This window comes from Cryobacterium luteum, from assembly GCF_900110125.1.
Taxonomy (GTDB): domain Bacteria; phylum Actinomycetota; class Actinomycetes; order Actinomycetales; family Microbacteriaceae; genus Cryobacterium; species Cryobacterium luteum.
This window is the reverse complement of record NZ_FOCN01000001.1, coordinates 326,345-349,044: the sequence shown is the minus strand read 5'-3', so window position 1 is coordinate 349,044 and position 22,700 is coordinate 326,345. Positions and strand designations below refer to the sequence as shown.

General features: G+C 63.6%; 27 protein-coding genes and 2 tRNA genes. 20 read left to right on the top strand and 9 right to left on the bottom strand.

Annotation, left to right across the window (positions count from 1 at the left end):
- Positions 1-4: 4 nt before the first annotated feature.
- Positions 5-991, bottom strand: coding sequence for a diacylglycerol/lipid kinase family protein (locus tag BMW72_RS01775; RefSeq protein WP_092106612.1), 987 nt, complete (start codon positions 989-991; stop codon positions 5-7).
- 63 nt (positions 992-1,054) lie between these two features.
- Here BMW72_RS01775 and serS point away from each other — a divergent pair, with 63 nt between their 5' ends.
- The 5 genes from serS (at position 1,055) to BMW72_RS01750 (ending at position 4,929) form a co-directional block, all read left to right on the top strand.
- Positions 1,055-2,335, top strand: a complete 1,281-nt coding sequence (serS, locus tag BMW72_RS01770) for a serine--tRNA ligase (RefSeq protein ID WP_092106610.1) — start codon at positions 1,055-1,057, stop codon at positions 2,333-2,335.
- Positions 2,332-3,147: an HAD family hydrolase gene (locus BMW72_RS01765; protein WP_198411006.1), complete on the top strand. Its 816-nt coding sequence runs from the start codon at positions 2,332-2,334 to the stop codon at positions 3,145-3,147. The genes serS and BMW72_RS01765 overlap by 4 nt, the downstream gene beginning before the upstream one ends.
- A gap of 119 nt (positions 3,148-3,266) precedes the next feature.
- A tRNA-Ser gene (locus tag BMW72_RS01760) sits at positions 3,267-3,351 on the top strand.
- Between the two features lie 85 nt (positions 3,352-3,436).
- Entirely contained in the window at positions 3,437-4,735 is a 1,299-nt protein-coding gene (locus tag BMW72_RS01755; protein ID WP_092106608.1) for an LCP family protein, read from the top strand.
- 103 nt (positions 4,736-4,838) lie between these two features.
- Positions 4,839-4,929 (top strand) — tRNA-Ser (locus tag BMW72_RS01750).
- A 230-nt stretch (positions 4,930-5,159) separates the two neighbouring features.
- Here the strand turns inward: BMW72_RS01750 and BMW72_RS01745 are convergent.
- The 3 genes from BMW72_RS01745 to BMW72_RS01735 all read right to left on the bottom strand — a co-directional run bounded on the left by BMW72_RS01745 (position 5,160) and on the right by BMW72_RS01735 (position 8,813).
- Positions 5,160-5,735 carry a hypothetical protein gene (locus tag BMW72_RS01745; RefSeq protein ID WP_092106606.1) on the bottom strand — a complete coding sequence of 192 codons (576 nt, stop codon included), beginning with the start codon at positions 5,733-5,735 and terminating at the stop codon, positions 5,160-5,162.
- 433 nt (positions 5,736-6,168) lie between these two features.
- A complete protein-coding gene (locus tag BMW72_RS01740) occupies positions 6,169-7,356 on the bottom strand; it encodes an MFS transporter (RefSeq protein ID WP_092106833.1) in 1,188 nt (395 codons plus the stop codon).
- An 83-nt stretch (positions 7,357-7,439) separates the two neighbouring features.
- Positions 7,440-8,813, bottom strand: coding sequence for an MBL fold metallo-hydrolase (locus BMW72_RS01735; protein ID WP_092106604.1), 1,374 nt, complete (start codon positions 8,811-8,813; stop codon positions 7,440-7,442).
- A gap of 108 nt (positions 8,814-8,921) precedes the next feature.
- Between BMW72_RS01735 and BMW72_RS01730 the strand changes: the two genes are divergently transcribed.
- From BMW72_RS01730 to BMW72_RS01710, 5 genes are all read left to right on the top strand, one after another.
- Positions 8,922-9,611 (top strand): ArsR/SmtB family transcription factor, encoded by a 690-nt coding sequence (locus BMW72_RS01730; protein WP_092106602.1) that lies wholly within the window; start codon positions 8,922-8,924, stop codon positions 9,609-9,611.
- The gene (locus BMW72_RS19140; protein WP_241983997.1) at positions 9,611-9,823 is read left to right on the top strand and encodes a hypothetical protein; all 213 of its coding nucleotides are present in this window, start codon (positions 9,611-9,613) and stop codon (positions 9,821-9,823) included. Before BMW72_RS01730 ends, BMW72_RS19140 begins: the two co-directional genes overlap by 1 nt.
- Positions 9,753-9,959 carry a DsrE family protein gene (locus BMW72_RS01725; protein WP_241983995.1) on the top strand — a complete coding sequence of 69 codons (207 nt, stop codon included), beginning with the start codon at positions 9,753-9,755 and terminating at the stop codon, positions 9,957-9,959. The genes BMW72_RS19140 and BMW72_RS01725 overlap by 71 nt, the downstream gene beginning before the upstream one ends.
- A 605-nt stretch (positions 9,960-10,564) precedes the next feature.
- Positions 10,565-12,091: a multicopper oxidase family protein gene (locus BMW72_RS01715; protein WP_092106600.1), complete on the top strand. Its 1,527-nt coding sequence runs from the start codon at positions 10,565-10,567 to the stop codon at positions 12,089-12,091.
- A 46-nt stretch (positions 12,092-12,137) separates the two neighbouring features.
- A complete protein-coding gene (locus tag BMW72_RS01710) occupies positions 12,138-12,560 on the top strand; it encodes a DUF302 domain-containing protein (protein ID WP_092106598.1) in 423 nt (140 codons plus the stop codon).
- Positions 12,561-13,081: 521 nt separating this feature from the next.
- Here BMW72_RS01710 and BMW72_RS01700 read toward each other — a convergent pair.
- Positions 13,082-13,438, bottom strand: coding sequence for a thioredoxin family protein (locus BMW72_RS01700; protein ID WP_092106594.1), 357 nt, complete (start codon positions 13,436-13,438; stop codon positions 13,082-13,084).
- 125 nt (positions 13,439-13,563) lie between these two features.
- Between BMW72_RS01700 and BMW72_RS01695 the strand changes: the two genes are divergently transcribed.
- From BMW72_RS01695 to BMW72_RS01685, 3 genes are all read left to right on the top strand, one after another.
- Positions 13,564-14,940 (top strand): MBL fold metallo-hydrolase, encoded by a 1,377-nt coding sequence (locus BMW72_RS01695; protein WP_092106592.1) that lies wholly within the window; start codon positions 13,564-13,566, stop codon positions 14,938-14,940.
- 228 nt (positions 14,941-15,168) lie between these two features.
- Entirely contained in the window at positions 15,169-15,681 is a 513-nt protein-coding gene (locus BMW72_RS01690; RefSeq protein ID WP_092106590.1) for a rhodanese-like domain-containing protein, read from the top strand.
- Positions 15,678-16,442, top strand: a complete 765-nt coding sequence (locus BMW72_RS01685) for a sulfite exporter TauE/SafE family protein (protein ID WP_092106588.1) — start codon at positions 15,678-15,680, stop codon at positions 16,440-16,442. The genes BMW72_RS01690 and BMW72_RS01685 overlap by 4 nt, the downstream gene beginning before the upstream one ends.
- A gap of 15 nt (positions 16,443-16,457) precedes the next feature.
- Here the strand turns inward: BMW72_RS01685 and BMW72_RS01680 are convergent, their stop codons facing one another.
- Positions 16,458-16,748 carry a metal-sensitive transcriptional regulator gene (locus BMW72_RS01680; RefSeq protein ID WP_092106829.1) on the bottom strand — a complete coding sequence of 97 codons (291 nt, stop codon included), beginning with the start codon at positions 16,746-16,748 and terminating at the stop codon, positions 16,458-16,460.
- 131 nt (positions 16,749-16,879) lie between these two features.
- Between BMW72_RS01680 and BMW72_RS01675 the strand changes: the two genes are divergently transcribed.
- From BMW72_RS01675 to BMW72_RS01665, 3 genes are read left to right on the top strand one after another with little or no spacing between them, the layout of a single operon-like run.
- Positions 16,880-17,440 carry a hypothetical protein gene (locus BMW72_RS01675; protein ID WP_241983978.1) on the top strand — a complete coding sequence of 187 codons (561 nt, stop codon included), beginning with the start codon at positions 16,880-16,882 and terminating at the stop codon, positions 17,438-17,440.
- A 28-nt stretch (positions 17,441-17,468) separates the two neighbouring features.
- Entirely contained in the window at positions 17,469-17,963 is a 495-nt protein-coding gene (locus BMW72_RS01670; protein ID WP_092106586.1) for a hypothetical protein, read from the top strand.
- Complete coding sequence (locus BMW72_RS01665; RefSeq protein ID WP_092106584.1) at positions 17,960-18,334, top strand: rhodanese-like domain-containing protein; 375 nt, start codon at positions 17,960-17,962, stop codon at positions 18,332-18,334. The genes BMW72_RS01670 and BMW72_RS01665 overlap by 4 nt, the downstream gene beginning before the upstream one ends.
- Before the next feature lie 65 nt (positions 18,335-18,399).
- Here BMW72_RS01665 and BMW72_RS01660 read toward each other — a convergent pair whose 3' ends face one another.
- Positions 18,400-18,690 carry a hypothetical protein gene (locus tag BMW72_RS01660; protein WP_092106582.1) on the bottom strand — a complete coding sequence of 97 codons (291 nt, stop codon included), beginning with the start codon at positions 18,688-18,690 and terminating at the stop codon, positions 18,400-18,402.
- Positions 18,687-18,962 carry a hypothetical protein gene (locus BMW72_RS01655; protein WP_092106580.1) on the bottom strand — a complete coding sequence of 92 codons (276 nt, stop codon included), beginning with the start codon at positions 18,960-18,962 and terminating at the stop codon, positions 18,687-18,689. Before BMW72_RS01655 ends, BMW72_RS01660 begins: the two co-directional genes overlap by 4 nt.
- 98 nt (positions 18,963-19,060) lie before the next feature.
- Between BMW72_RS01655 and BMW72_RS01650 the strand changes: the two genes are divergently transcribed.
- The 4 genes from BMW72_RS01650 (at position 19,061) to BMW72_RS01640 (ending at position 21,455) form a co-directional block, all read left to right on the top strand.
- Positions 19,061-19,813, top strand: coding sequence for a DsbA family protein (locus tag BMW72_RS01650; RefSeq protein WP_241983977.1), 753 nt, complete (start codon positions 19,061-19,063; stop codon positions 19,811-19,813).
- 2 nt (positions 19,814-19,815) lie between these two features.
- On the top strand, positions 19,816-20,655 hold the full coding sequence (locus tag BMW72_RS01645) for a cytochrome c biogenesis CcdA family protein (protein WP_092106576.1): 840 nt from the start codon (positions 19,816-19,818) through the stop codon (positions 20,653-20,655).
- A complete protein-coding gene (locus tag BMW72_RS18295; RefSeq protein ID WP_134361620.1) occupies positions 20,652-20,843 on the top strand; it encodes a hypothetical protein in 192 nt (63 codons plus the stop codon). Before BMW72_RS01645 ends, BMW72_RS18295 begins: the two co-directional genes overlap by 4 nt.
- A gap of 201 nt (positions 20,844-21,044) precedes the next feature.
- Positions 21,045-21,455 carry a hypothetical protein gene (locus BMW72_RS01640; protein WP_134361619.1) on the top strand — a complete coding sequence of 137 codons (411 nt, stop codon included), beginning with the start codon at positions 21,045-21,047 and terminating at the stop codon, positions 21,453-21,455.
- A 10-nt stretch (positions 21,456-21,465) separates the two neighbouring features.
- Here BMW72_RS01640 and BMW72_RS01635 read toward each other — a convergent pair whose 3' ends face one another.
- Complete coding sequence (locus BMW72_RS01635; RefSeq protein ID WP_092106572.1) at positions 21,466-22,215, bottom strand: GntR family transcriptional regulator; 750 nt, start codon at positions 22,213-22,215, stop codon at positions 21,466-21,468.
- Between the last annotated feature and the right edge of the window lie 485 nt (positions 22,216-22,700).

The window sequence follows — 22,700 nt, the reverse complement described above, 5'->3', positions numbered from 1 at the left end:
AGGCCTATTCGTTCGGTACGCGCACGATGAGCGCACCAGCGTCGGCGTGCAACTTCACCTTGCGGACCAGCCCGAATTCGTCGCCGTCGAGCTCGAAATCCTGGGCGTGCTCGAGCACAATGCGAATATCCGCGCCGCGCAGGGTCGTCATCACCCGTTCATTCGACGATTCCGTCGCCTGGATCATGCGCCGGCCCACCGCTGAGCGACGCAACACGCCGTTCTCCCAGGTCACCCGCCGCCAGATGGTCAGCCAGCCGAGCACGCCCTTGGGCTGCAGTACGGCGATGTCGAGAATGCCGTCGTCGAGGCGAGCGTCGGGCAGAAACTGCAGGTTGCCCGGAAGCAGCCCGCAGTTGGCGATCAGAATGGCGCTCACCTGCGCTGGCCGGTCGACGCGCCCCTCAACGCTGTAGCGGATGCGAAATGGCCGGGCTTTCGGCAGCGCCCGCGCCACCCCGTCGACGTAGGCGAGCCAGCCCACCTGCTTCTTCAGGTCATCGCGGGTGTGGGCGATCATCTGCGCGTCGAGGCCGAGACCGGCCATGACCAGGAAGACGTGTTCCTCGACCGCGCCGGCCTCGGTGGTGACGCTCGCCACACCGAGATCGATGGGCTTGTCGACCCCGCTGAACGCGATCGCGGTCGCCGCATCGATGCTGCCGAGCGGCAGTTCGAGGTTGCGCGCCAGCAGGTTGCCGGTGCCCGACGGCACGATCGCCATGCGCACGCCGGAGTCACGCAGGGCTTCAGCGACGGCGCGAACCGTGCCATCGCCACCGGCCGACAGCACCATCGAGGCGCCGGCATCAAGCGCCTGCCTGGTGGCGGCCTGGCCGACGTCGTCGACGCTCGTTTCGAACCAGTGCGTTTCGGCCCAGCCGGCGGATTGTGCGGCCGCAGCCACGCTCGCCCGCAGCTTAGCGAGATCGACCTTCACCGGGTTGTAGACGACGGCGGCGTGCTGGTTACGGCTTTCGGAGGCGGTCACGAGGCCTAGGCTACTGGGTTGCCCTCGCGATTGCCCCACGGCAGGCGCTTGTAGACTGGCCGGGTGATTGATCCGGTGCTGTTACGCGAAAACCCTGACCTCTTCAAGCGTTCGCAGGAGGCCCGTGGCGACTCCGTTGAAGCGGTGGATGCCGCGCTCGCCGCCGATGCGACACGACGCGCTTCTATCACGGCGTTCGAAGACCTGCGCGCCACGCAGAACCTGTTCGGCAAGACCGTGGCCCAGGCCCCAGCCGAGCAGAAGAAGGCCCTCGTTGCCGAAGCGCGCGGCCTCGCCGCCGAGGTGAAGGCCGCCGGCGCCGTGGCCGCCGAGGCGGAGGAACGCTTCGTCAAAATCGTCAAGACCATCGCCAACCCGATCATCGACGGTGTTCCCGCCGGCGACGAGGCCAACTTCGCCACACTACGCACCCACGGCGAGGCGCCGGTGTTCGACTTCGAGCCGCGCGATCACCTCGAACTCGGCGAACTGCTCGGCGCCATCGACATGGCCCGCGGCGCCAAGGTCTCGGGTACCCGCTTCTACTTTTTGAAGGGCATCGGTGCCCGCCTCGAGATCGCCCTCATGAACATGGCCCTCGACCGAGCGCTCGATGCCGGTTTCGTGCCGCTGATCACCCCCACCCTGGTGCGTCCGGAGATCATGGACGGCACCGGTTTTCTCGGCGAACACAACGACGAGGTCTACTACCTGCCCGCCGACGACCTTTACCTCACCGGCACGAGCGAGGTTGCGCTCGCCGGGTACCACAAAGACGAGATCCTCGACCTGTCCGAGGAGCCCCTGCGCTATGCCGGCTGGAGCACCTGTTACCGCCGCGAGGCCGGCTCGGGCGGAAAAGACACCCGCGGCATCATTCGCGTGCACCAGTTCAACAAGCTCGAGATGTTCACCTACGTGCTGCCCGAGAACGCCGAGGCCGAGCACGACCGCCTCGTGGCCCTGCAGGAGGGCATGCTGCAGTCCCTCGGACTCAGCTACCGCGTGATCGACGTCGCCGCCGGAGACCTCGGCTCCAGCGCCGCCCGCAAGTTCGACATCGAGGCCTGGGTGCCCACCCAGAACGCCTTCCGCGAGCTCACCAGCACGAGCAACTGCACTACCTACCAGGCGCGCCGGCTGGACATCCGCTACCGCATCGAATCGGGCAAGACCGCGCCGGTCGCCACCCTCAACGGCACGCTCGCGACCACGCGCTGGCTCGTCGCCATGCTCGAAACACACCAGCAAGCGGATGGCTCGGTGCGCGTCCCCGAGGCCCTCCGGCCTTATCTCGGCGGCCTCGAGGTGTTGACGCCGCTCCCGGTGAAGGGAACGAAGTGAAGACTGTCGTCACAACGGAGCCGTGGCTTGTTGCCCTCGATATCGACGGCACGACTATGCACGAAGACGGCTCGATCAGCCAGGCCGTGATCGATGAGGTCGCCCGCCTCGCCGCCGCCGGCCACGAGGTCATGCTCGCCACCGGCCGCTCGGCCGCAGCGGCCCTGCCGGTTCTCGACCGACTCGGTATCGCACCGCGCTACGTGGTCTGCTCCAACGGGGCCATCACCATGCACCGCGACGCCTCAGCGCCGATGGGCTACCGCCGGGAATGGGTCGAGACCTTCGACCCGAGCGACGTGCTCACGTCGATTCGCGCGCACCTCGGCTCTGCTCGGTTCGCCGTCGAAGACGAGCACGGCTTCTACCGCTACACCGAACCGATCCCCGACGCCACGATCGGCATGGACAGCGAGCGGGTCGACTTCGATGAACTGCTCAAGCACAAGGCCACCCGGGTGGTCGTCATCTCGCCCGACCACGATATGGAAGATTTCCTTCAGGTCGTCGAGCGCATGGGCCTGAACCGGGTGAGCTACGCCATCGGGTGGACCGCCTGGCTCGACATCGCCCCCGAGGGCGTCAACAAGTCAACCGCGATGGAGCGGGTGCGCGTGGCGATGGGTGTGCCGCGCGAGCGGGTGATGGCCGTCGGTGACGGGCGCAACGACATCGACATGCTGCAATGGGCCGCCGAATTCGGTCGCGGTGTGGCCATGGGAGAGTCGCCCGACGACGTTCTCGCCGCCGGATCGGAGCTCACCGGCACCGTGGAAGTCGACGGCCTCGCCACGGTTCTGCGCACGCTCTGACCGGCATCCAGCCGTTTATCAGGCCCCTCTGTCAGCCTGTGGGGTCTGCCATCGGCTAGAATCGGGCCAGTTCGCCCAATTCTTCCCGCGACGTATGTCCGCGCGGGAACGGGCAACCGGGAGGGCTGTCCGAGCGGCCGATGGAGCCAGTCTTGAAAACTGGTGGGCAGAAATGTCTCGTGGGTTCGAATCCCACGCCCTCCGCAGTACCAGTGCAAGTGAAGAACACCGGCGCACAATGACTGTCGCCTCAGGCCGACCAGGCCGACAAACCGATGAGAGGACATGAGTGAGCGACCAACTTCGCCCCCGCAGTGCCGGTTCCAAGAACCTCAAAACCATTGCCCGGCATGGCCGACTGAAGAAGTCGAACGCTGCCGTCGCCGTGGCGAAGTTTCTTGCCGGCAGCGTGGCCGTCGTTCTGGTCAGCGGTTTCTCCGTCGGTGCCATCGCCACCTATGACGTCGCCGCGAGCGTGCAGCCCAGTGTGCACCTCGCCAATGAATCCAACGGCCCGGTCCCCTCGATCGGTGCCATCGACGGCGGCGTGAACATGCTCGTCGTCGGCAGCGACAGCCGAGTCGGCCAGGACGCCGCCTTCGGTCCGGAGGATTCCACCGGCGACCTCAATGACGTGACGATGCTGCTGCACATCTCGGAAGACCACAGCAACGCCTCGGTCATCAGCTTTCCCCGCGACATGTACGTCCCCATCCCCTCCTGCCCCGACCCCGACGGTGGCTCGTTCCCCGCCATGAGCAGCCAGAAGATCAACACCACGCTCACCTACGGCGGGCTCGCCTGCACCGTGCTCACGGTTGAGAAGCTCACCGGTCTCTCCATTCCGTTCGCGGCCGAGGTGCAGTTCAGCGGCGTCATGGCGATGTCCTCCGCCGTCGGCGGTGTGCCGGTCTGTGTCGCCGAGCGCATCGAAGACGAATACACCGGTGTCAACCTCGACCCGGGGGAGCACATGCTTTCCGGGTATGACGCACTGCAGTTCCTCCGCACTCGCCACGGTGTCGGAGACGGCAGTGACTTGACCCGCATCAACAACCAGCAGCTGTTCATGTCCTCGCTCGTGCGCACGATCAAGAGCGCCGACACCCTCTCGGACCCGACCAAGGTGTACGCCCTGGCCAAGGCGGTCACGGCCAACATGCGCCTCTCCGACAGCCTCAACAGCGTGACCACCCTCGCGTCGATCGCCATTGCTCTGAAAGACATCGACCTCAATCAGGTCGTGTTCGCGCAGGTGCCCACCGGCACCACGGCCGGCGGCGTGAAGGCCATTCAACCCGCCTTCGACAACCTGTTCGAGGCCGTTGCTGCCGATCAACCCCTGTCCCTGAGCGGAACAACCGGTCGCGGCACGGTCGCCGACCCCAATGCTCCCGTTGAAGCCGCGCCCGCGCCCGCCGCGACCACGGATCCTGCCGCGACCACGGATCCTGCCGCGACCGATGTTCCGGCCGTGACCGAGGCGCCGGCCACGGAAGCCCCCGGAGTCGTCCTGTCGGAGTCGGTGACCGGCCAGACCGCCGGCGATTACACCTGCACGGCCGGCCGAACCCTGGAGGACCAGTAGCCGGGCGCGGGCATCCGCTTTTCTAACCGTGGTTTTCATGGTCAGAGCGGATGTCCACAGTACGGCTAAGATGGACCAGTGTGTTTGCGCAAGCAAACGCCAAGGAGACGTCGCATAGTTCGGCTTAGTGCACCACCCTGCTAAGGTGGAGTACCCTTTACGGGGTACCGTGGGTTCAAATCCCACCGTCTCCGCAGTGAGGAGTTTACGTAATTCCGGCGTTTAGTTTACGAAATTCCTGCGGCAACAAAAAACCGGCGATCGCATCGCCGGTTTTCTGCGTTAAGGCGCCGATTTCGAGAGTGCTAGCCCCAAGAAACGCTGTGATCGGCGCATGGTCGGCGGTTAAACACCGCTTCGCCCTGTTTTTGGCAGGGCGAAGCGACTTTTAATGCAGGTAACGGAATTGTTGACGACCGGGCGGCTAGCTGGGTGGTGGTGACGGCACCGTGTCGGTGGGTGGCGTCGCCGCCGTGATTTCAGCGCTGGAATAGTACGTGCTCGCGAAGGACTTGTTCTTCGAGGTGAGGGGGACTCGGGCGAGCTCACTCTGAATGAACGTCAAAATCTTTCGGATGTTGGCTGAGACGAGTGCGAGTGTCACGGCCAGCGATGCGAAGGTGTTGCCGCGGGCGCGCCGTTTCATGGGGGAGGCGATGTCTTCGGTTGCGGAGTCCTTGATGAATGCGTTCTGCGATTCGACGGTGTTGCGCAGGGCGTAGAAACCCTTCCACACTGGACTTTTGTGGGGGTAGGTCTGCCCGTACTTCAGGGCTTTGTCCTTGGCGGGGTCTTTCCCGGCGGGTATCACGACGGTCTTCTTGCGGATGGGCTCGATGAGTTCACCGGTCTTGTGGTCGAAGGCCAAATCGTCGTAGTTCTTAGGGTCAGGGTAGAGGTATTGGCGTGAGCCGTCGGGCCGGCGCTTGCCCTTGGGCTTGGCGCGGTACTTTTCACGTTCGGCGATTCGCTGGTCTCGCAGTTCTTTGGCTTGACGCACGGGGTTTGAGTCGCTGAAGAGGATGTCGTCCGTCTTCGCGCGTCTCCTCGTCGACGGGCACGCCGGTGTCGGCTGCCTTGCGGTCCTTTCGGTACAGGTCGACGGCGTGGATAAGGTCTTGCGGCATGTATTTCATATACCACTGTGGCGAGTAGCGCTTGTAGGTAGCGCTCGTCCGGACTACCGGTGCTAAGAAGGGCTACTCGCCATCGTGCGTATGACGCCCGGTCATCGGGCTTAATCTCGGGACAGACAAACGGGCACCGTCGCAATTCAGCACGGTCAGACCCGCCAGATTCCGGGGGAGTGCCCGCAAGAGGTCCGCTCTTTGCGCCACCTTGGGCCGGGCCAGTTGGTGGTGAGCGGAATCCGATTTCGGCCACGTGATACACGCTGAACGTGAGCGTCACGCTCGTGCGCAGGCGATGCCTATTCAGGGGTGGTCGTCTCCGCGCATCCGCACGGCCACGAGGAGTCCGGATGCGGCAGTCAGGGCCGCGACCACGGCGACGGCGGCCGGAATGCCGAAGGCGTCCGCGATCAGTCCGGACAGCAGCGCGCCGACCGCGAAGCCGCCGTCACGCCACAGGCGGTAGGTGCCCACCGAGCGGGCCCGCCATTCGGGGTGGGCGACGTCGCCGATCGCTGCGAGCAGCGTCGGGTAGACCATGGCGGTGCCTGCCCCGAGTAGCACGGCGGCTGCCAGCCAGAGGCCGAAGCTGTCCCCGACGGCGACCATGCCTAGGGCGACCGCCTGCACGATCATTCCGCCGACGATCAGCCATTTGCGGCCGATCCGGTCGGAGAGCCCCCCGGTGATCAGTTGACCGGCTCCCCAGACGGCCGGGTAGACGGCGGCCAGGATGCCGATGCGTTCGATGCTGAGTCCGGCGGCGGCGAACAGGATGGGGAACAGCCCCCAGGCCAGACCGTCGTTGAGGTTGTTGACCATCCCGGCCTGGCTGATCGACGACAGGGAGCGATCCCGGAAGCTCGTGAGGGTGAAGACCTGCCGGTCACTGAGGGAGCCGGCATGGGCGTGCTCGGACACATGGTTGGCCGCTTCGGCCTTCGCGTAGTGATGTGTTTCGCGCACGAAGAGCGCGGAGAGTCCGAGCCCCAGGGCGATGAAGGCTGCCCCGAGCAGGAACGGGCCGGGGCGCAGCCCGTACTCGGCGGCGATGTATCCGGTGGCCAGGGCCGTGGCTGCGACACCGAGATAGCCGGCCGCCTCGTTGAAGCCCATGGCCAGGCCGCGCTGCTTCGGGCCGACGAGGTCCATTTTCATCATCACGGTGGTTGACCAGGTCAGTCCCTGGCTGATGCCGAGGATCACATTGGCCGCGACAATCCAGCCCCAGGTCGGGCCGAGGATCAGAATAAGCGGCACAGGAATGGCGATCAGCCAGCCGGCGATTAGCACGGGCTTTCGGCCGTAGCGGTCGGAGAGGGTGCCGGCGAAGTAGTTGGTGCCGGCCTTAGCCAGGCCGAAGGCCAGGATGTACGTCAGCGCGCCCGTGTACCGATCGACGTGGAAGACCTCGTCCGCCAGCAGGGGCAGCACGGTGCGCTCCTGGCCGAGGGTGCCGCCGACCAGGGCGTTGACGGCGACGAGCAGCATGAACTGGGGGAAGTTCTGCCGCAGACCCAGCGTGATCACGCGGCCGACGCCCTTCCGTTGGTCCACACGGCCTGGCGTCCGGCTCATCGTCCGGTCTCCAGCGAGCGACCAGCTTCACGGGCCCAGTCCGCGGCGCCGCCGTTGAGCACGGCGACGGCGGTTCGACCGCCGCGCTCGAGGATGCTCGCCGCGCTCATGGCGCGTTCGCTGTGGCCGCACATGACGACGAGGGGTCCGGTGGGGACCTCGCCGAGGCGCCCGGCGAGGTCGCCCAGTTCGATGTTCCAGGCGGCGGCGACGTGACCTGCCGCGTACTCCGAGGCCTGGCGGACGTCGAGCACGGTGGCTGAGGCTTCAGCGCCGGAGACCATGCTCCGGGCTTCGATCAGCGATCCCGTGGCCGCTGCTGCGGAGTTCTTCCACGCAGGGAATCCGCCGTCGAGTTCGCCGGCGAGGGTGTCGAAGCCGACCTGCGCGGCCGCCCAGACGATGTCCGCGGGATCCTGATCCGGATTCCGCACGATAATGACCAGCCGGTCTGGCTCGGCCAGCCAGCCGAGCCAGGTCGCGAACACCGGGCGCAGCGCGATGGACAGGGAACCGGGGATGTGCCCGGCCGCGAAGTGCGCAGGCTGCCGAGCATCCACGATCTGGGCGCCCTGCTCGCGCAACGACATCACGCGGTCGACGGACAGCGCCGGCAGCGGCGGAGTGGTTCCGAGAACGACTGGGCCCCGCCGGTTGACCTCGCCCAGGCGCAGGAAGTAGTCAGGGAAAGTGCCGAGGGAACCGAGCAGCGCATCAACGAAGGCGTCCTCACCGGCGACCTGGAGCAACGGGTTGGTGGCCCGTTCGCGGCCGATCGTGGTCATCCGTTCGCCACCGGCCGCGGCCGAGCAGAACGACCCGGCGCCGTGGGTGGGCCAGACCGGGGTGTCGTTGGGCAGTTCCATCAGCCGGTGCAGCGAGTGGTACTGGGCTCGGGCCAGCGGAACGGTCATTTCCGGGCTGACCAGGTCTGTGCGCCCGGCGGTTCCGACCATCAGTGACCCGCCGGTGAAAACGCCGGCGATGCGCCCGTGGTCGAGCAGCAGGTAGGAGAGGTGTTCGGGTGAGTGGCCGGGTGTCGCCAGCGCCTGCAGGGTGATATTACCCAGGTCCAGGTTATCGCCGTCGTTGAGCACGGTGTGGGCGAATCCGCGCGGACCCACGTCTGGTGCAAGTACCGTGGCGCGTTCGGTTTCTTCCAGTTCGCGCACGCCGGAGATGAAGTCCGCGTGCAGGTGTGTTTCCGCGGCGTACGCGATGGATAGTCCCAGGCGCAGAGCCTCCGCACGTACCTGGCGCAGGTCCCGTTCCGGGTCCACCACCAGAGCCCTACCCCGGCCAATGTCCAGGAGGTAAGTGGAGTTACCCAGCCCCTCGTCGATAACGGGCACAAGATGCAGCATTTCCATGTGGCGCTCCTCAGGTCGCACGACCCGCCAGAAACGGGAAAGATCAATATTCCATAAAACCATGGATTACTAGAAGATACTAGTATGAAAGGAACCGGGAGGAAGCGCATGGGTGATCGTGAGAAGAAGTCCGCGCTGTTCGAGCAGTTCGCGCGCGTTGGCAAGGCACTCGGCAGCGGCAAGCGCCTCGAACTGATCGACCTGCTGGCTCAGGGCGAACGCACAGTGGAATCGCTGGCGAACGCGGCCGGTCTAGGCCTGACCACCGCATCCGCTCACCTGCAAACCCTCAAGCGCGCCGGTTTGGTCACCACCCGCCGGGAGGGCACCCGGATTCATTACCAGCTTGCCGGGGATGACGTCGCCCGGCTCTACGATCTAGTTCGCGCGGTCGCCCAGACCTACTTGTCAGATGTTGAAGCGAAGCGCATCGCCTACCTCGGACTCGATGAACCTGGGTCAGGCGACGACGCGCAGGAGGAGATCACGCGGGAGGAACTTCTCGCCCGCGTCACGGCGGGGACCGTCACAGTGCTGGATGTCCGGCCGCGGCAGGAATACCAGGCCGCGCATATCCCCGGAGCCCTCTCCATCCCGCTCGAGGAGCTCAGCGGCAGGCTCAGTGAGTTGCCGCTCGGCCGCGAGATTGTCGCCTACTGCCGTGGCGCGTATTGCGTGCTTGCCTACGAGGCCGTCGGCGTGCTGCGCCAGGGCGGCCACCGGGCAACCCGGTTGCACGAGGGGATGCTGGAATGGCGACTGGCGAGCCTGCCGGTGTCCGCCGAGGCGGCCGCCTGATGAACATCCTCATCATCAACGGCGCCGCCTACGGCCAGGACGCCACGTACAACGCGGTTCGACTTGCGAAGTCGTTGTCCAGACGGGACGAGGCCACCACACAGGCCTTCCTGGTGGGCGACGGCGTCACGGCGGCGATGGCTGGGCAGAAAAACACCGGAAGGTTACTACAAGCTGGACCGGAGGCTCCTGTCCATCACCCGGCGAGGTAGTGAGGTTCGCTCTTGCAGCACGTGCATGGATGCCCGCGGAATCACCGATGCCATGCCCATCGAGGGTGCCGCGCGATTCACCATGGATGCCCTGGCCGACTGGACCATCGCCGCGGACAAGGTGCTGGTTTTCTAGCGCTCGCTGATCGCCGTTCCCGCTGAGGGTTCGGCGGTGACCTATCGCCAGAGCGCGTCATCGCTTGGCAGGCGGGCGTCCCCCGATCGGGGTCAAGATGGTGACGAGCTTGGCGCCAGCAATGGCCTTCCGATTCCACCCGTTGGTCATGCCTTCACGCTATATCCCGCGACCCCTGGGCCTAGTTCGAAGCCATCAAAGCCTCGCGTTTTGGCCTTCTTATTGCGTGAGTTTCAGCGGGTCGCGTGTGAGCTACGTGCCGTTTCTCGTGCGTGGACGATCTACTCAGCCACGACTTATACCTCTAGGGGTATGGTGGAGATGCGGATCAGTAAACGAAAGGAAGTAACTCAGATGATGTGGGGTAACGGAAGTATGGGATGGTCCTGGGGGTTCGGCCTGCTAGCTATTGCCGGTGTCGCCGTGCTTATTTATGTCATTGTTCGTTTTTTGTCGAACAAATCCGCAAGCGATGACACGCGATCCGCTCCGAGGCAAGCTGATTCCGCCAGTGCCAGGCGGATTCTTGAGGAGCGTTTCGCTCGGGGGGAGCTCACTGCGGAGCAGTTGCGTGATCAGCTGCGGGTGCTCGAGGAGGGCCGGTAGTGCCCGACCTTAGTCGCCGTAGCGCCCTGATCCTCGGCGGGGTGGGGATTGCAGGCACAGCTGTGGGTGGAACGGGTTTCTTCGTCAACCAACGGATCTCCTCGACGACGTCACGGGCTATACCGTCCGGGAGCGACCTCGTGGAACCCCCGGAGCTACGAAGCGTCAGCGGCACTCTCACCGTTGATCTCGAGTCTTCCCCCCAACAGGTGACCATTGCTGGTCGTGATGTGCGTGCGCTGAGTTACAACGGTGGCGTGCCCGGCCCCACACTGCGCGTTCGAGCGGGAGACACCCTCAGCGTCAGCCTTCGTAATGGTCTGGCCGATCCGAGCAACCTGCACGTGCACGGCCTTCACGTTTCGCCGGAGAACAACGGCGACAACATGTTCGTCACCGTCGAAGCCGGCGACTCCTTTGATTACCAGTACGAATTGCCCGCCAATCACCCGCCGGGCGTGTACTGGTATCACCCGCACCACCATGGTTTCGTGGCCGATCAGGTATTCGGTGGGCTCTATGGCGCCATCATTGTCGAAGACCCCGACCCTATCCCGGCCAGCCGGGAACGAGTGCTCGTCATTTCCGACATGACCCTTGATTCCGCGGGAACAATTTCAGCGGCCACAGCGATGGAGAAAATGTCCGGACGCGAGGGAGACCTCGTTCTGGTCAACGGGCAACTCACCCCTAGCATGACTTCCCGCCCTGGTGAGCGGGAACGATGGCGCATCGTCAATGCCTGCGTGTCCCGCTATCTGCGGCTGCGCCTCGACGGGCAGCAGTTGTCCCTTCTCGGAATCGACTCCGGACGGTTCGAAGCCGCGCACGAGGTCGACGAGGTCGTGCTGGCCCCGGGGAACCGGGCCGACCTTCTCGTCACTGGCACAGCCGGCACCTCCGTGCTGCGTGCCCACACCTATGACCGAGGTATGTCCGGCGGAATGATGATGGGAGGCGGAGGCTCCACTGCCGCCGCCGACGTCGCACTGGCCTCCTTTATCGTGACCGGTGACGATGTCGCGACAGTCGCCGCCATACCTGGTCAGCCCGTTCCGCGTGACCTTCGCACGGCTACCGTAACCGCTCGACGCGAGTTGATCTTCGCGATGGGAATGGGCGGGGATATGGGCGGCGGCATGGGCGGGGACACGGGCAGTGGCATGGATGGCGGCATGGGCGGAGGAGTGGGTCGGGGCATGATGTCAGCCACGATCAACGGCCAGGTATTCGATGCCACCCGGGTCGACACGACCGTGCAATTCGACAGTGTGGAGGACTGGTTGCTGACGAATACCAGCCCGCTCGATCACCCCGTGCACCTGCACGTGTGGCCGATGCAGATCATTGAACAGTCAGGCCGGCCCGTCGAAACCATCATGTGGCAGGACGTCGTGAACATCCCGGCACGCAGTACCGTGCTAGTACGTATCGCGTTTGACGACTTTAGCGGACGTACCGTGTACCACTGCCACATTCTTGACCACGAAGACAGCGGAATGATGGGAGTTGTCACCGCAAACTGACAGTAGCCGCAACCATCAATTCGAAAAAATGAATCAGGAGAAATCAATGGACTACGCGCACACCATCACCGTCTCGCTGCCCTACGAAGAAGCCGTCTCCAGGGTGCGGGAAGAACTTGCCAACCAAGGATTCGGCGTTCTTACCGAAATCAACGTCCACGCGACCTTCGAAACGAAACTCGGCGTCGAAAGCGCGCAGGCACTGGGCGACTACCTGATCCTGGGCGCCTGCAACCCCGCCCTCGCCGAACAGGCACTCACTGCAGAGCCCGACATGGGCTTGCTGCTTCCGTGCAACGTCGTGATCCGACGAAGCCCGTCAGCGACTTCCACCACGGTTCAAGCCATCAATCCACAAACCATGGTCCAGCTCAGCAATTCCCCGGGGATACAGAACGTTGCTAATCAAGCCAATGAACGTCTTCTCGCCGCGCTAGCCGCTCTCCAAGGAGAAAACAGCAGCAACTAATACGCGCTCTGGCCCGCGAGAGCACGGTGAGGGCTGTGTCGCTGATTCTGTGCAGAGCAGCGCGCGGCGGCGCTCTTTCTGACATGAGGGCTGCGCATATACCCGACCGCGGAACGAGGATGTCCTCGCCCCCGGCCGTGTCAGCCGTTAGCCGCGCCGGTGGTCCGGTTGGCGGTCTGGCCAGCGCTGTCGAGCCTCGACAGCAGGAGCGGGTACCGCCGTTAGCGTCCGAGTAGCCGGGACCAGAAGGAGCTAGTCGGTTTTTCTTTCACGTGCCCGGCGCATTGCTGGTTGCGTGGCACACCGCGCATGACCTGATCAACGTGCTGACCGCAGCCCGCCCACGTTGTTTTTTGACACACTTTGCAGGTGACGGAACGACACATACTAGATCTCCATTCAATAAGGTGAACTACTAAAAGAATTATACCCCAGGGAGTATTCTACTGACGCGGGGGCAGTGACGTGCTCATGTGACCCTGCTGTGAAGCGGTCATGCGGTTTCTCACAGAGCGCGAGGTTTATCGGGCGGCGATGCTGGCGCGCACGTCGTCCATGTTGAGGTTCTCGACACCGGTAATGAGCTCTTCCAGGCTGGACGCGTTGAGGGCACCTGGCTGGGAAAAGACGAGCACGGAGTCCCGAAATGCCATCAGCGTGGGGATGGAGCGGATGCCGGCGGCTGCGGCCAATCCTTGTTCGGCTTCGGTGTCGACTTTTCCGAAAGTGATTGCGGGGTGTTTTTCAGACGCCGCGCTGAATGTCGGGGCGAAACTGCGACACGGGCCGCACCACTCGGCCCAAAAATCAACCAGCACGATGGGACTCTGGGCAATGGTCGCGTCGAAGGTGGTCTCGGTGAGATCGGTAGTAGCCATACACATAGACTATACCCTTAGGGGTATCTTGCATACCATACGGGGTATGTGTGAGACTGGGGCGCATACCCACTACACGGCCCAACTCGTGTCGGCGTGGTGGGCCCCGATCTTTGGAGGCCACGATGATTTTGACCCAGTACTACCTCAACTGCCTGTCCCATGGTTCGTACCTCGTCGGCGATCCGACGAGCGGTCAAGCCGTTGTCGTGGACCCCCGCCGCGACATCGACGACTATCTCGCCGACGCCCAAGCGAACAACCTGACCATCGTCGGCGTGATCAACACGCATTTCCACGCTGACTTCGTCGCCGGTCACCTCGAGCTGGCCGCAGCCACTGGCGCCTGGATCGGCTACGGCGCCCGCGCCGAGGCAGAGTACGAGATCCGTCACCTGGCCAATGGCGAGAAGATCTCGCTCGGTGAAGTGGAACTGGAAATTCTCGACACCCCCGGGCACACCTGGGAGTCCGTCAGCATCGTCGTCCGTGAACACGCCGGCGACGCCGTTCCCCATGCTGTTCTCACCGGCGATACCCTCTTCATCGGTGACGTGGGGCGTCCCGACCTGGCCGCATCCGTCGGCGCCGATCCCGACCAACTGGCCCGCGCCCTGTACGCGTCGATCCACACGACCCTTCTCGCCTTGCCCGATGCGGTGCGTGTTCTCCCCGCCCACGGCGCCGGTTCCGCCTGTGGCAAGAACCTCTCCGACGAGCTCGAATCCACCATCGGCACCCAGCGCCTCACGAACGCGTCCGTGCAGCCGATGAGTGAAGACGATTTCGTGACAATGATCCGCAGCGGCCAGCCCGCAATCCCCGGCTATTTCGCCGTCGACGCGATGATCAACCGCAGCGCGCACGAAATCATCGGTTCCACCCGTGAACTGGCACCGCTCACCTTGACGGATGTTCGCAGATCCGTTGAAAACGGAGCCCGCGTTCTCGACACCCGCAGCCCCGAGAACTTCGCCCTCGGGCACCTGGCCGGGTCCATTAACGTGGGATTGGACGGACGCTTCTCCGAGACGGCCGGAATGGTCATCCAGCACGACGACAGCATCGTGATCATCGCCAACTCCGGCCGCGAAGCCGAGGCCGGAATGCGGCTGGCCCGCATCGGCTTCGACCGGGTCGCCGGATATCTGACAAACCCGGTGCAGGCGTTCACCGACCTCGGCCCGCTGGTGCAGGTCGGTGCGCGGGTCGAGCTCGAGGAGTTCGAGGCTCTGCGCCGGGACACCGCCGCAACGATCCTCGACGTACGCAACCCCGGCGAGGTCGAGCAGGGCGCGATCCCGGGCTCGCTGCGCATTCCTCTGGCCGAGCTGGGCCAGCGCCACGCCGAAGTGCCCGCCGGACCCGTGATCATCCACTGTGCCAGCGGCTGGCGTTCGAGCGTCGCCGCGAGTGCACTGCGGGGCCTTGGCCATTCGGACGTCACCGACCTCATCGGCGGCTACAACGCATGGGCTGCCCAACATTCAGTGAAAGCCTGATGGAGATGACGCCGCCGCTGAACACCTAACCAACGTTGGCTTCACGGCAGACACGATCGTCTGAGGCCTGCCTCAGTGGCAGGCCTCAGGGCTGCCCGGCATTGCTACGCTCCCGTACCAAACTGAAACGGATCCACTATCTCTGACACCACGCACACCGTCAACCGCACTCCGCCTTGGATTGGGGCGGACGAATTCCATCAGTGGGTTCTCCATCATGACGACCTGATGATCATCGATGTGAGGGACGGCTCGGAGTTTGAAACCCGGCATATCCCGGGTTCGTATCACGTGCCGCTTCACCTGCTCAAAGAACACACTGAAGAGTTTGCGGCGCAGATGGCCCTCCGGGTTGTGCTGGTGTGCCAGTCGGGTCGACGCGCGGAAGAAGCGCGAAAGAATCTTGACGCAGCTGGCCTGAGCGGTGCTCGCGTGTTGACCGGTGGTGTGGCGAGCTATGCCGCCGCCGGCGGCGATATCACCAGCGGTCGCTCCACGTGGGCCATGGATCGACAGGTACGCATGACGGCCGGATCCCTGGTGTTGGCGAGCGTGCTGGCGGGAAGGTTCATCCATCCGCAGTTCCGTCTTCTCGCCGGCATCATCGGTGCCGGTCTCACGGTGTCGGCCGCCACCAATAGTTGCACGCTGGGGCGAATTCTGTCGTGGATGCCCTGGAATCGCCCGGTTTCCGAACCCACGAAGAGTGACATCCTCGCGCAGCTGGCGCCGCACGCATGATCCTGGCCGCGCTGCTTCTGGGAGTGTTCGTGGGTGCGCTGCTCGGCCTAGTCGGCGGAGGCGGGTCAATTCTGGCCGTTCCGGCCTTGGTCTACGGTGTCGGGTTACCCCTCGAGGAGGCGATACCAACCTCGCTGATCGTCGTGGGAGCGGCGTCGGCGGTTGCTGTGCTTCCGCGGCTGCGCACCGGCGTGAACTGGCGTCTGGCCGGCATCATCGGCGCCGCCGGCATTCCCACCGCCTACCTCGGCACCCTCGTAAACCGACTGGTTGACCCTCAGCTTCTGCTCGGCGCTTTTAGCGTGATCATGGTCATCGCTGGCGTGCGAATGTTCTTTGCCACCCCCGCCGCAACCGGCCCCTGCGCGCTGCCCGGCGGCGGAACCCGGTGGCGCAGTTGTCTGCCCCGTGTGCTGGCAACGGGCACCGTGGTCGGGTTCCTGACCGGACTGCTCGGCGTCGGCGGCGGGTTCCTCATCGTTCCGGCACTGGCCCTCGTGCTCGGACTCCCCATGGGCGTCACGATCGGCACGTCCCTCGTGATCATCGTCATCAATTCGGTCGCCGGCTTCAGCGCCCACCTGAGCGACGTGCAGATCGACTGGGCCGTCACCAGCGCCTTCGCGGGCACCGCTATGCTGGCATCCCTAATCACGGGCAGACTCAGCCGAAGACTCCCCGACCGCGTTCTCAAAACAAGCTTCGCGATCCTTGTGCTCTGCATCGCCGTGTACGTCGCGATTCGCGCCGTCGCCGGCTAGCTCTCGCGAGCGGGGTCAGGCGAGGGAGAGGAAAAGCTTTTCAAGCTCATTGACACTGAGCTGCTGGGTTTCCCCATCCGCGCCGCTATCAATGAGGCACTCCTTCATCGCCGACGAGATGATCGTGAACCCCGCCCGGTCAATGGCACTCGAGACAGCAGCCAGCTGGGTGACCACGGCACGACAATCAGCGCCAGACTCAACGGCTGTGATGACGGCGCCGAGTTGCCCCTGCGCGCGCTTGAGTCGATTGAGGGTCTTGCGCAGGTCGCCGCTGGCGTGGGTCGCGGGTTCGGTAATCCCCATGAGGGTGTGCTCCTGTTCGTAGGCGGATGCGAGGCTGGTTTTGCCTGAGACCACGATACCCCTTAGGGTATCAGTATATTCAAATATGGCAGCAAGCGTTTTACGATGAAAAGTAAATGAGGGCTATTCGAATGCGTGACCAGCGCACCAGCAGGGACGAATCATCACGGCGTGCCCCTTGGCGCGGCAAGCTGGCCAGGCTCGGCGGGGACCTGCGTCGCTGGCCCTCCCGTCGCTGGTGGGTTGCCCTGGCAACAGCACTATTTACGGTGGTCTTCATTGCCATTCCGACGGACTTGATTGACACGCCATTCTTTTCGCGACAGATCCCGCCGACCGCCTGGTCGTGGCCGGTGCTTATTCTCAGTGCGGTTTTAGCGGGTCTGGTCACCGCCACCTATGTGGCGCACCCGGAAGGTGCCCCGCCCAGTAGGGCGGCCGGACGATTGGGCATGGCCGGTTGGCTGGTGACGTTCTTCGCAGTGGGATGCCCCGTCTGCAACAAATTGGTTCTCCTCGCTCTCGGGACAACCGGAGCGATGCAATTCTTCGAGCCGGTCCAGCCGTATCTGGCCGCCGCGTCCATCGTCTTGCTCGGCGGGGCTCTCTATGCGCGCATGACTCGAGAAAATTCTTGCGGTCTTCCCGCTCGCACCGCTGCCGCGACAGAGGCCCTTGATCGTGTTCTCTGACCTACAAACTTGGTCGACTCGACGCTGGATGATCACGGCCGCCGCAGCCGCAGCCGCGTTCATTGCTTTTGTAACCGGCTACGCGCCCCGGGCGGACGACGCAGACGGCGCCCTGTGGTGGACGGTCGCGGCCACCGCGCTCGGAGCGAGCTTGATCGGCTTGATCGTTGCCAGTTATGTCGGAACCCCCATCGGCGCCGACGCAACTCTCTGCGACATACGGTGGCCAGCTCTGGGTCTGATCGCGCTGTATCTGACGACCGAAGTCCGCTCCCTCGACCCGATAGTGAGCGGTGCTGCGCGCCCGGCCCTGGCCGCCGCCGCCCTCGCCCTATTGATCTGGGCACTGCGCGAACGACTGGTCAGCGAACGCCGAGCCACCACCCGCCGCGAATCGTCAGAGTCCGCTGAGGGTGAGGTCTGCACTACCTGCACGCCTTTGTTCCCTCGCTCCCGGAAAGTCGCCCCAGAGCCGATCACATTGCCACCCCCGTCACGCACCCGTCAGGACACCCCGCCATGAAGAAAGCACTCACTGCAATCACAATCGCCGTGGCGGCACTGCTCAGCATGGCCGCCTGCGCGAGCCCCCCGCCGGCGCCCTCCATCGCTGTCACCTCCAGTACGGTCATCATCGATGTGCGCACCGCACCAGAGTATGTCGGTGGACACCTTCAGGACGCCATCAATATTGACGTGCAATCCGCGGACTTCGACACGCTGATCAAGGCGCTGCCAATCGACGGGGACTACATCGTCTACTGCGCCACCGGAAACCGGCCGGCTGCAGCAGTCACCCGTATGGCCGACCTCGGGTTCACCGCACTGACCGATGCTGGTGGCATCACGGACGCGTCTGCCGCCACCGGACTGGCCATCGTCGTCGACAAATAAGTTTCCTCTGTTCGCACTTAATTTAATACCCCATGGGGTATACTGAAGGACTTCAGCTCGACCAACTAAGCCTTTAGGCTAAGACCCACGGACCGAAGGCTGTTTTCACATGCCACCACCGACACGCCCGGCAAAGCAAGTGCCGTGTTGATTTCGTCACCGAGGCCGGAATTGGCCGCGAGAAACTGGACGGCTCGGCCTTGAATCACGAGGGCAATTGTGCTCACGGTGGCGAATCCGTGATGGGCGTTGCGCACAACCTGCAGGCCCGCGGTAACGGAGGCTTCATCCGGACCAAGCACATGAAGAAGAAGTTGCGGAACGCTCTGGAGAGCCGACGCGTGAACGGCGTTCATGAATTGACCGAAAGTAGTGGCGGGATCACCAGTGCTGCCGCCACGCCGAGGTAGGCCACCGCGACGACGCGTACGCGACGGTAGTGACATCGCTGCGTAGACTGTGGAGCCTTGCCCCACGCCTCGGAGCGGAGTTGTAACCGAGGCGCTTCGTTCATGACGCGGCGGTAGGCCCGGGCATCATCGAGGTGGAGATGCGGCTCGCCGGCGAGGGCAACGATGCGGTCAGCCTTGAGGGCCATTAGTGGCGGGGCGATGGTTGCTTGGAGCATGACTGGACTCTTTTAATCAGAAAACCGGGAATGTTCCCAGACTCGGACGGGGAGGCTGCTATAACTGTCTTTTTTACCCTAATGTGCGTACATTTAAGATGGTGCCGACACAACAGAACTTCACAAAAAATAGGCCGATCCGACGAGTCAAGGTGCGGCGACGCACGCTCCTGATGCTTTTAGGAGCGGCGGCAGTTCTCGCAGTCGTCATCGTCGGAGTGGTTGCACAACAACCCGTCCAAGAATCCACTTCGGCCCCCGCTGAACAATCCGGGGGAAAAAGCGGCGAGCAGACGCTCGATCTCGCCCGACGTGTCGATGGCGAGGTGACGGCACTCGGAGAGGTCGACGCGCCGGTTGTTTTGGTCGAATACGCCGATTTCCGGTGTCCGTTTTGTGGGGTTTTCGCGCGCGATACCCTCCCTGTCCTTGTCGAGGAGTATGTGGACAGCGGTCAAGTGCGCATCGAATGGCGGGATCTGCCGGTGTTCGGCGAGGAATCCACGGCTGCGGCTGTGGCTGCCCGCGCGGCGGGCGAGCAAGGTTTCTTCTGGGAGTTTGCTGAAGTCGTCTTCGCGGGTGCCCCGGAACGCGGACATGTGGCACTGCCCCCGGAACGTCTTTTGGAAATCGCGACAGAAATTGGTGTTCCCAACCTTGAGCAGTTCGTCTCCGACCTGGACAATGCTGAACTCTTGGAGAAAGTCAACATTGACGCGGCAGAGGCACGGTACCTCGGAATTACCAGCACGCCCATGTTCGTGGTGAACGAAACGCCGATTTCCGGCGCGATGCCGGTGCAGGTGTTTCGCGACACGATCGACAGCGAACTGGCGAAGGCCGGACGCTAGACATGGATATTGGCTACGCCGGCGCCCTGATTGGTGGGATGCTGACACTTTTGAGTCCCTGCTCGGTCATGCTCCTTCCTGCGTTCTTCGCCTACGCGTTCGCGAAGCCGTCCGAGCTGCTTGCCCGTACCGGATTGTTTTACCTGGGACTAATTACCACGTTGGTGCCGCTGGGAGTGCTGGCTGGTACGGTCGGGGTGTTCGTCACGCAAAATCGCACGGCCTTCGTCGGGATCGCCTCATTGCTCGTGGTGTTGATGGGTATCATCCAAATTTCTGGACTACGTTTTCCCGCCTTTACCCGCGGCAGCGCAGCCGAAGGGACCTCGGCAATATCGGTCTACCTCCTCGGCGCTGTCTACGGAGTAGCCGGAGTGTGTGCAGGCCCCATCCTCGGCTCGGTGCTTACCGTGGCAGCCCTCGGCAGTAACGCCGTCTACGGGGGAGTGCTCTTAGCGATCTACGCGCTCGGCATGGCAGCGCCCCTGATCGTGCTCGCCTTGTTGTGGGACCGACTTTCACTGGGAAAGAGTCGGTGGCTGCGCCCGCGGATGCTCACTATCGGAAGATGGGAGAACTCGTGGTTGCTGATCGTATCCGGGATCCTGTCAATCCTGATCGGAATCTTCCTGTTCCTCACCGACGGTACCGCGAGCCTCGGCGGAGTTTTGACCATCGGAGATCAGTTCGCCACCGAGGCCTGGGTACTCGATATGTCCTCACTGGTGACCAATCTCGGATTCGGGATCGCCGCGATCGTCGTGCTAGGCCTCATCGCGCTGGCCTACGCGGCTTGGAACCGTCGCACGCGCCGGCAGCGAATACCTCAAAAGCAAGAATGAGACGCGCTGCCGGAGCCGCAGCCGCCACGCTCGTTAGCGTTGTGTTGCTGGCCGCGTGTTCCGGACCTTCGTCGCAGCTCGGCGCTCATCGTGTCTCCGACGACGTCTCGCCCGCGGTCATGCTCCGCGCGCACGACGGTACTGTCAGTGTTGCCGAAGACGCGACGGGAGCGTCAGCGATCGAGTAGGGAAGCAATGGCACCGGCCTCATCGAGACGGCAGGCTTACTCACGGCTGTCGACACCACCACCGGAGAAATACGCTGGGACGCGAACACACTCTCACGCCCCACGGACGTCGAATCTTCCTCAGCGGTCTCGGTTGCCGTCAACGCATCTCAGGGCGATATCGTCTTTCTGGACTGGGTCAACCCCGCCGGCGACACATTCGTGAGCGCCCACAATCCGAGAACTGGCGCTATTCTCGCGGAATTTTCGGGACATCTGGCCGGACCGTCAATCAGCAACGAGTCATCAGAAAACCTCGCCGTGTCCTCCTTCCGTCCACCGGACGGGGCGACGATGCTCACCGCAATTGATCCGGACTCCGGAATGCTGTGGGAGCAGGTTCTGGAGGGCGACACGACCCCGGCATCGGCCTCTGACAAAGCGATCTACCTTCGTGTCGGGATGGGAAACGTTACGATCACCTGGTCCGACGGACACCAGCAGCAACGCGGTCAGGAAAGAATTCCGATGCCTGTTCTCCCTAACGGAACCGGGCTTTTTCCCACCGGGGACCCCTACGAGTACGTCCTGGCAAGCCCTCAGCTCGACGGCCTTAAGGCGGAGAACCGATAAAGACTAAAGCTCACCGGGGTGAGAATGATGTGGTGACCGCGAAACGGTCGCCACGGACGACAGTCTCCCGCCATTCCACCGGACGTCCCGCCGCACGACCACACCGTTCAATGAAGAAAGCGGCAGTGCCGACCGGGCAGTCAAGAACTCGCGCCTGTTCGGCGGTAACGGCAATCGCTGTCAGGGTTTCCTGTCCGCCGTCCAGCGTGATCCCACACCGGAGCGTCAGCTCCTGATAGAGAGCAGTGTTGCTGAAATCGACGTCGAGAAGGCCGGCAGCGCGATCGGCAGGCAGCCAGGCGCTGTCAACGGCAAAGACATAGTCGTCAGCGAAACGACGGCGCTCAATATTGATCAGCGGAGCGTCGCCGGGCAGGTCGAGCCGGTCAGCAATCCGCGCGTCGACACGGATCTCGCACCGGATCAACTCGCTGTGCTGCCTCATCCCAGAGGCCTCAACTGCCGCAAACAAGCTGTAAACCGGCCCAAAGCGATGTTCATCGCCGTGGTTAACGTGCACCACCGGGCGTTTACCCCGACTTGATGAAACCAGCCCCACTCGACGCAGAGGGTTCAGCGCAAGTCGAACGGTACTGCGGCTCACCTGATATTCCGCGGTTAGTTGAATTTCACCGGGGAACGTGTCCGCGAATTCGCCCGAGGTTATCCGGTTGAGAATGTCGTCATGGACGCGCAACCAGAGTGGCTGACCAGGCAATCTGGCCAGTCGTGCCCGGTCTGCTTCAGCCGCAGTTGACATGTGAGTTCCGCTTCTCCTCGGGCAATAGGTGCGCCAAAATGCAATTATCCCTTGCGTGCACTACGAGTGTGGGTCGGTAACACCTATTCGACGTTGCTGCCACGAAATGCCGGTCAATATCGTGGGAATGGGTGGGGCGCTGGATGGGTGGGCGTCACGGGCTTCGAGCTCTGCGTCGATCTCGTGCGGATCGAAAACAGGGCCAGTGCTGTGCCGGGCCGCTGCCGCGGGTTGCCTGCCTTAGGGTCCGGTTTTGCAGCCCGCTGGTCGTCGGACTTTCCACAACCGGCATCGGGCGCTTCGGATGGCCGCGCCCGTGGAATTAATTCCGCGATGTGATGGAAAAGTGATCTGGCACGACCTCCGAGTCCCGCGCCAACAATGCGAATTAGGAATTACGTGAAAATACCCGCACAAGAAATCACTGATCAGCGGCACAATTTGCGCTGGTAATTTGGCGTCTGCCCACATCCTGCCCATATTTT

Excerpts from the sequence above, each read along its gene's own strand:
- BMW72_RS01740 (WP_092106833.1), bottom strand. The coding sequence starts at position 7,356 with ATGCTGCTCGTCGCCGTCAACGCCCTGGTCGGCGGCACCCTCGGCCAG.
- BMW72_RS01735 (WP_092106604.1), bottom strand. The coding sequence starts at position 8,813 with ATGGAAATGCTGCATCTTGTGCCCGTTATCGACGAGGGGCTGGGTAAC.
- BMW72_RS01730 (WP_092106602.1), top strand. The coding sequence starts at position 8,922 with ATGGGTGATCGTGAGAAGAAGTCCGCGCTGTTCGAGCAGTTCGCGCGC.
- BMW72_RS19140 (WP_241983997.1), top strand. The coding sequence starts at position 9,611 with ATGAACATCCTCATCATCAACGGCGCCGCCTACGGCCAGGACGCCACG.
- BMW72_RS01710 (WP_092106598.1), top strand. The coding sequence starts at position 12,138 with ATGGACTACGCGCACACCATCACCGTCTCGCTGCCCTACGAAGAAGCC.
- BMW72_RS01700 (WP_092106594.1), bottom strand. The coding sequence starts at position 13,438 with ATGGCTACTACCGATCTCACCGAGACCACCTTCGACGCGACCATTGCC.
- BMW72_RS01695 (WP_092106592.1), top strand. The coding sequence starts at position 13,564 with ATGATTTTGACCCAGTACTACCTCAACTGCCTGTCCCATGGTTCGTAC.
- BMW72_RS01690 (WP_092106590.1), top strand. The coding sequence starts at position 15,169 with ATGATCATCGATGTGAGGGACGGCTCGGAGTTTGAAACCCGGCATATC.
- BMW72_RS01685 (WP_092106588.1), top strand. The coding sequence starts at position 15,678 with ATGATCCTGGCCGCGCTGCTTCTGGGAGTGTTCGTGGGTGCGCTGCTC.
- BMW72_RS01680 (WP_092106829.1), bottom strand. The coding sequence starts at position 16,748 with ATGGGGATTACCGAACCCGCGACCCACGCCAGCGGCGACCTGCGCAAG.
- BMW72_RS01675 (WP_241983978.1), top strand. The coding sequence starts at position 16,880 with ATGCGTGACCAGCGCACCAGCAGGGACGAATCATCACGGCGTGCCCCT.
- BMW72_RS01670 (WP_092106586.1), top strand. The coding sequence starts at position 17,469 with ATGATCACGGCCGCCGCAGCCGCAGCCGCGTTCATTGCTTTTGTAACC.
- BMW72_RS01665 (WP_092106584.1), top strand. The coding sequence starts at position 17,960 with ATGAAGAAAGCACTCACTGCAATCACAATCGCCGTGGCGGCACTGCTC.
- BMW72_RS01660 (WP_092106582.1), bottom strand. The coding sequence starts at position 18,690 with ATGAACGCCGTTCACGCGTCGGCTCTCCAGAGCGTTCCGCAACTTCTT.
- BMW72_RS01655 (WP_092106580.1), bottom strand. The coding sequence starts at position 18,962 with ATGCTCCAAGCAACCATCGCCCCGCCACTAATGGCCCTCAAGGCTGAC.
- BMW72_RS01650 (WP_241983977.1), top strand. The coding sequence starts at position 19,061 with ATGGTGCCGACACAACAGAACTTCACAAAAAATAGGCCGATCCGACGA.
- BMW72_RS01645 (WP_092106576.1), top strand. The coding sequence starts at position 19,816 with ATGGATATTGGCTACGCCGGCGCCCTGATTGGTGGGATGCTGACACTT.
- BMW72_RS18295 (WP_134361620.1), top strand. The coding sequence starts at position 20,652 with ATGAGACGCGCTGCCGGAGCCGCAGCCGCCACGCTCGTTAGCGTTGTG.
- BMW72_RS01635 (WP_092106572.1), bottom strand. The coding sequence starts at position 22,215 with ATGTCAACTGCGGCTGAAGCAGACCGGGCACGACTGGCCAGATTGCCT.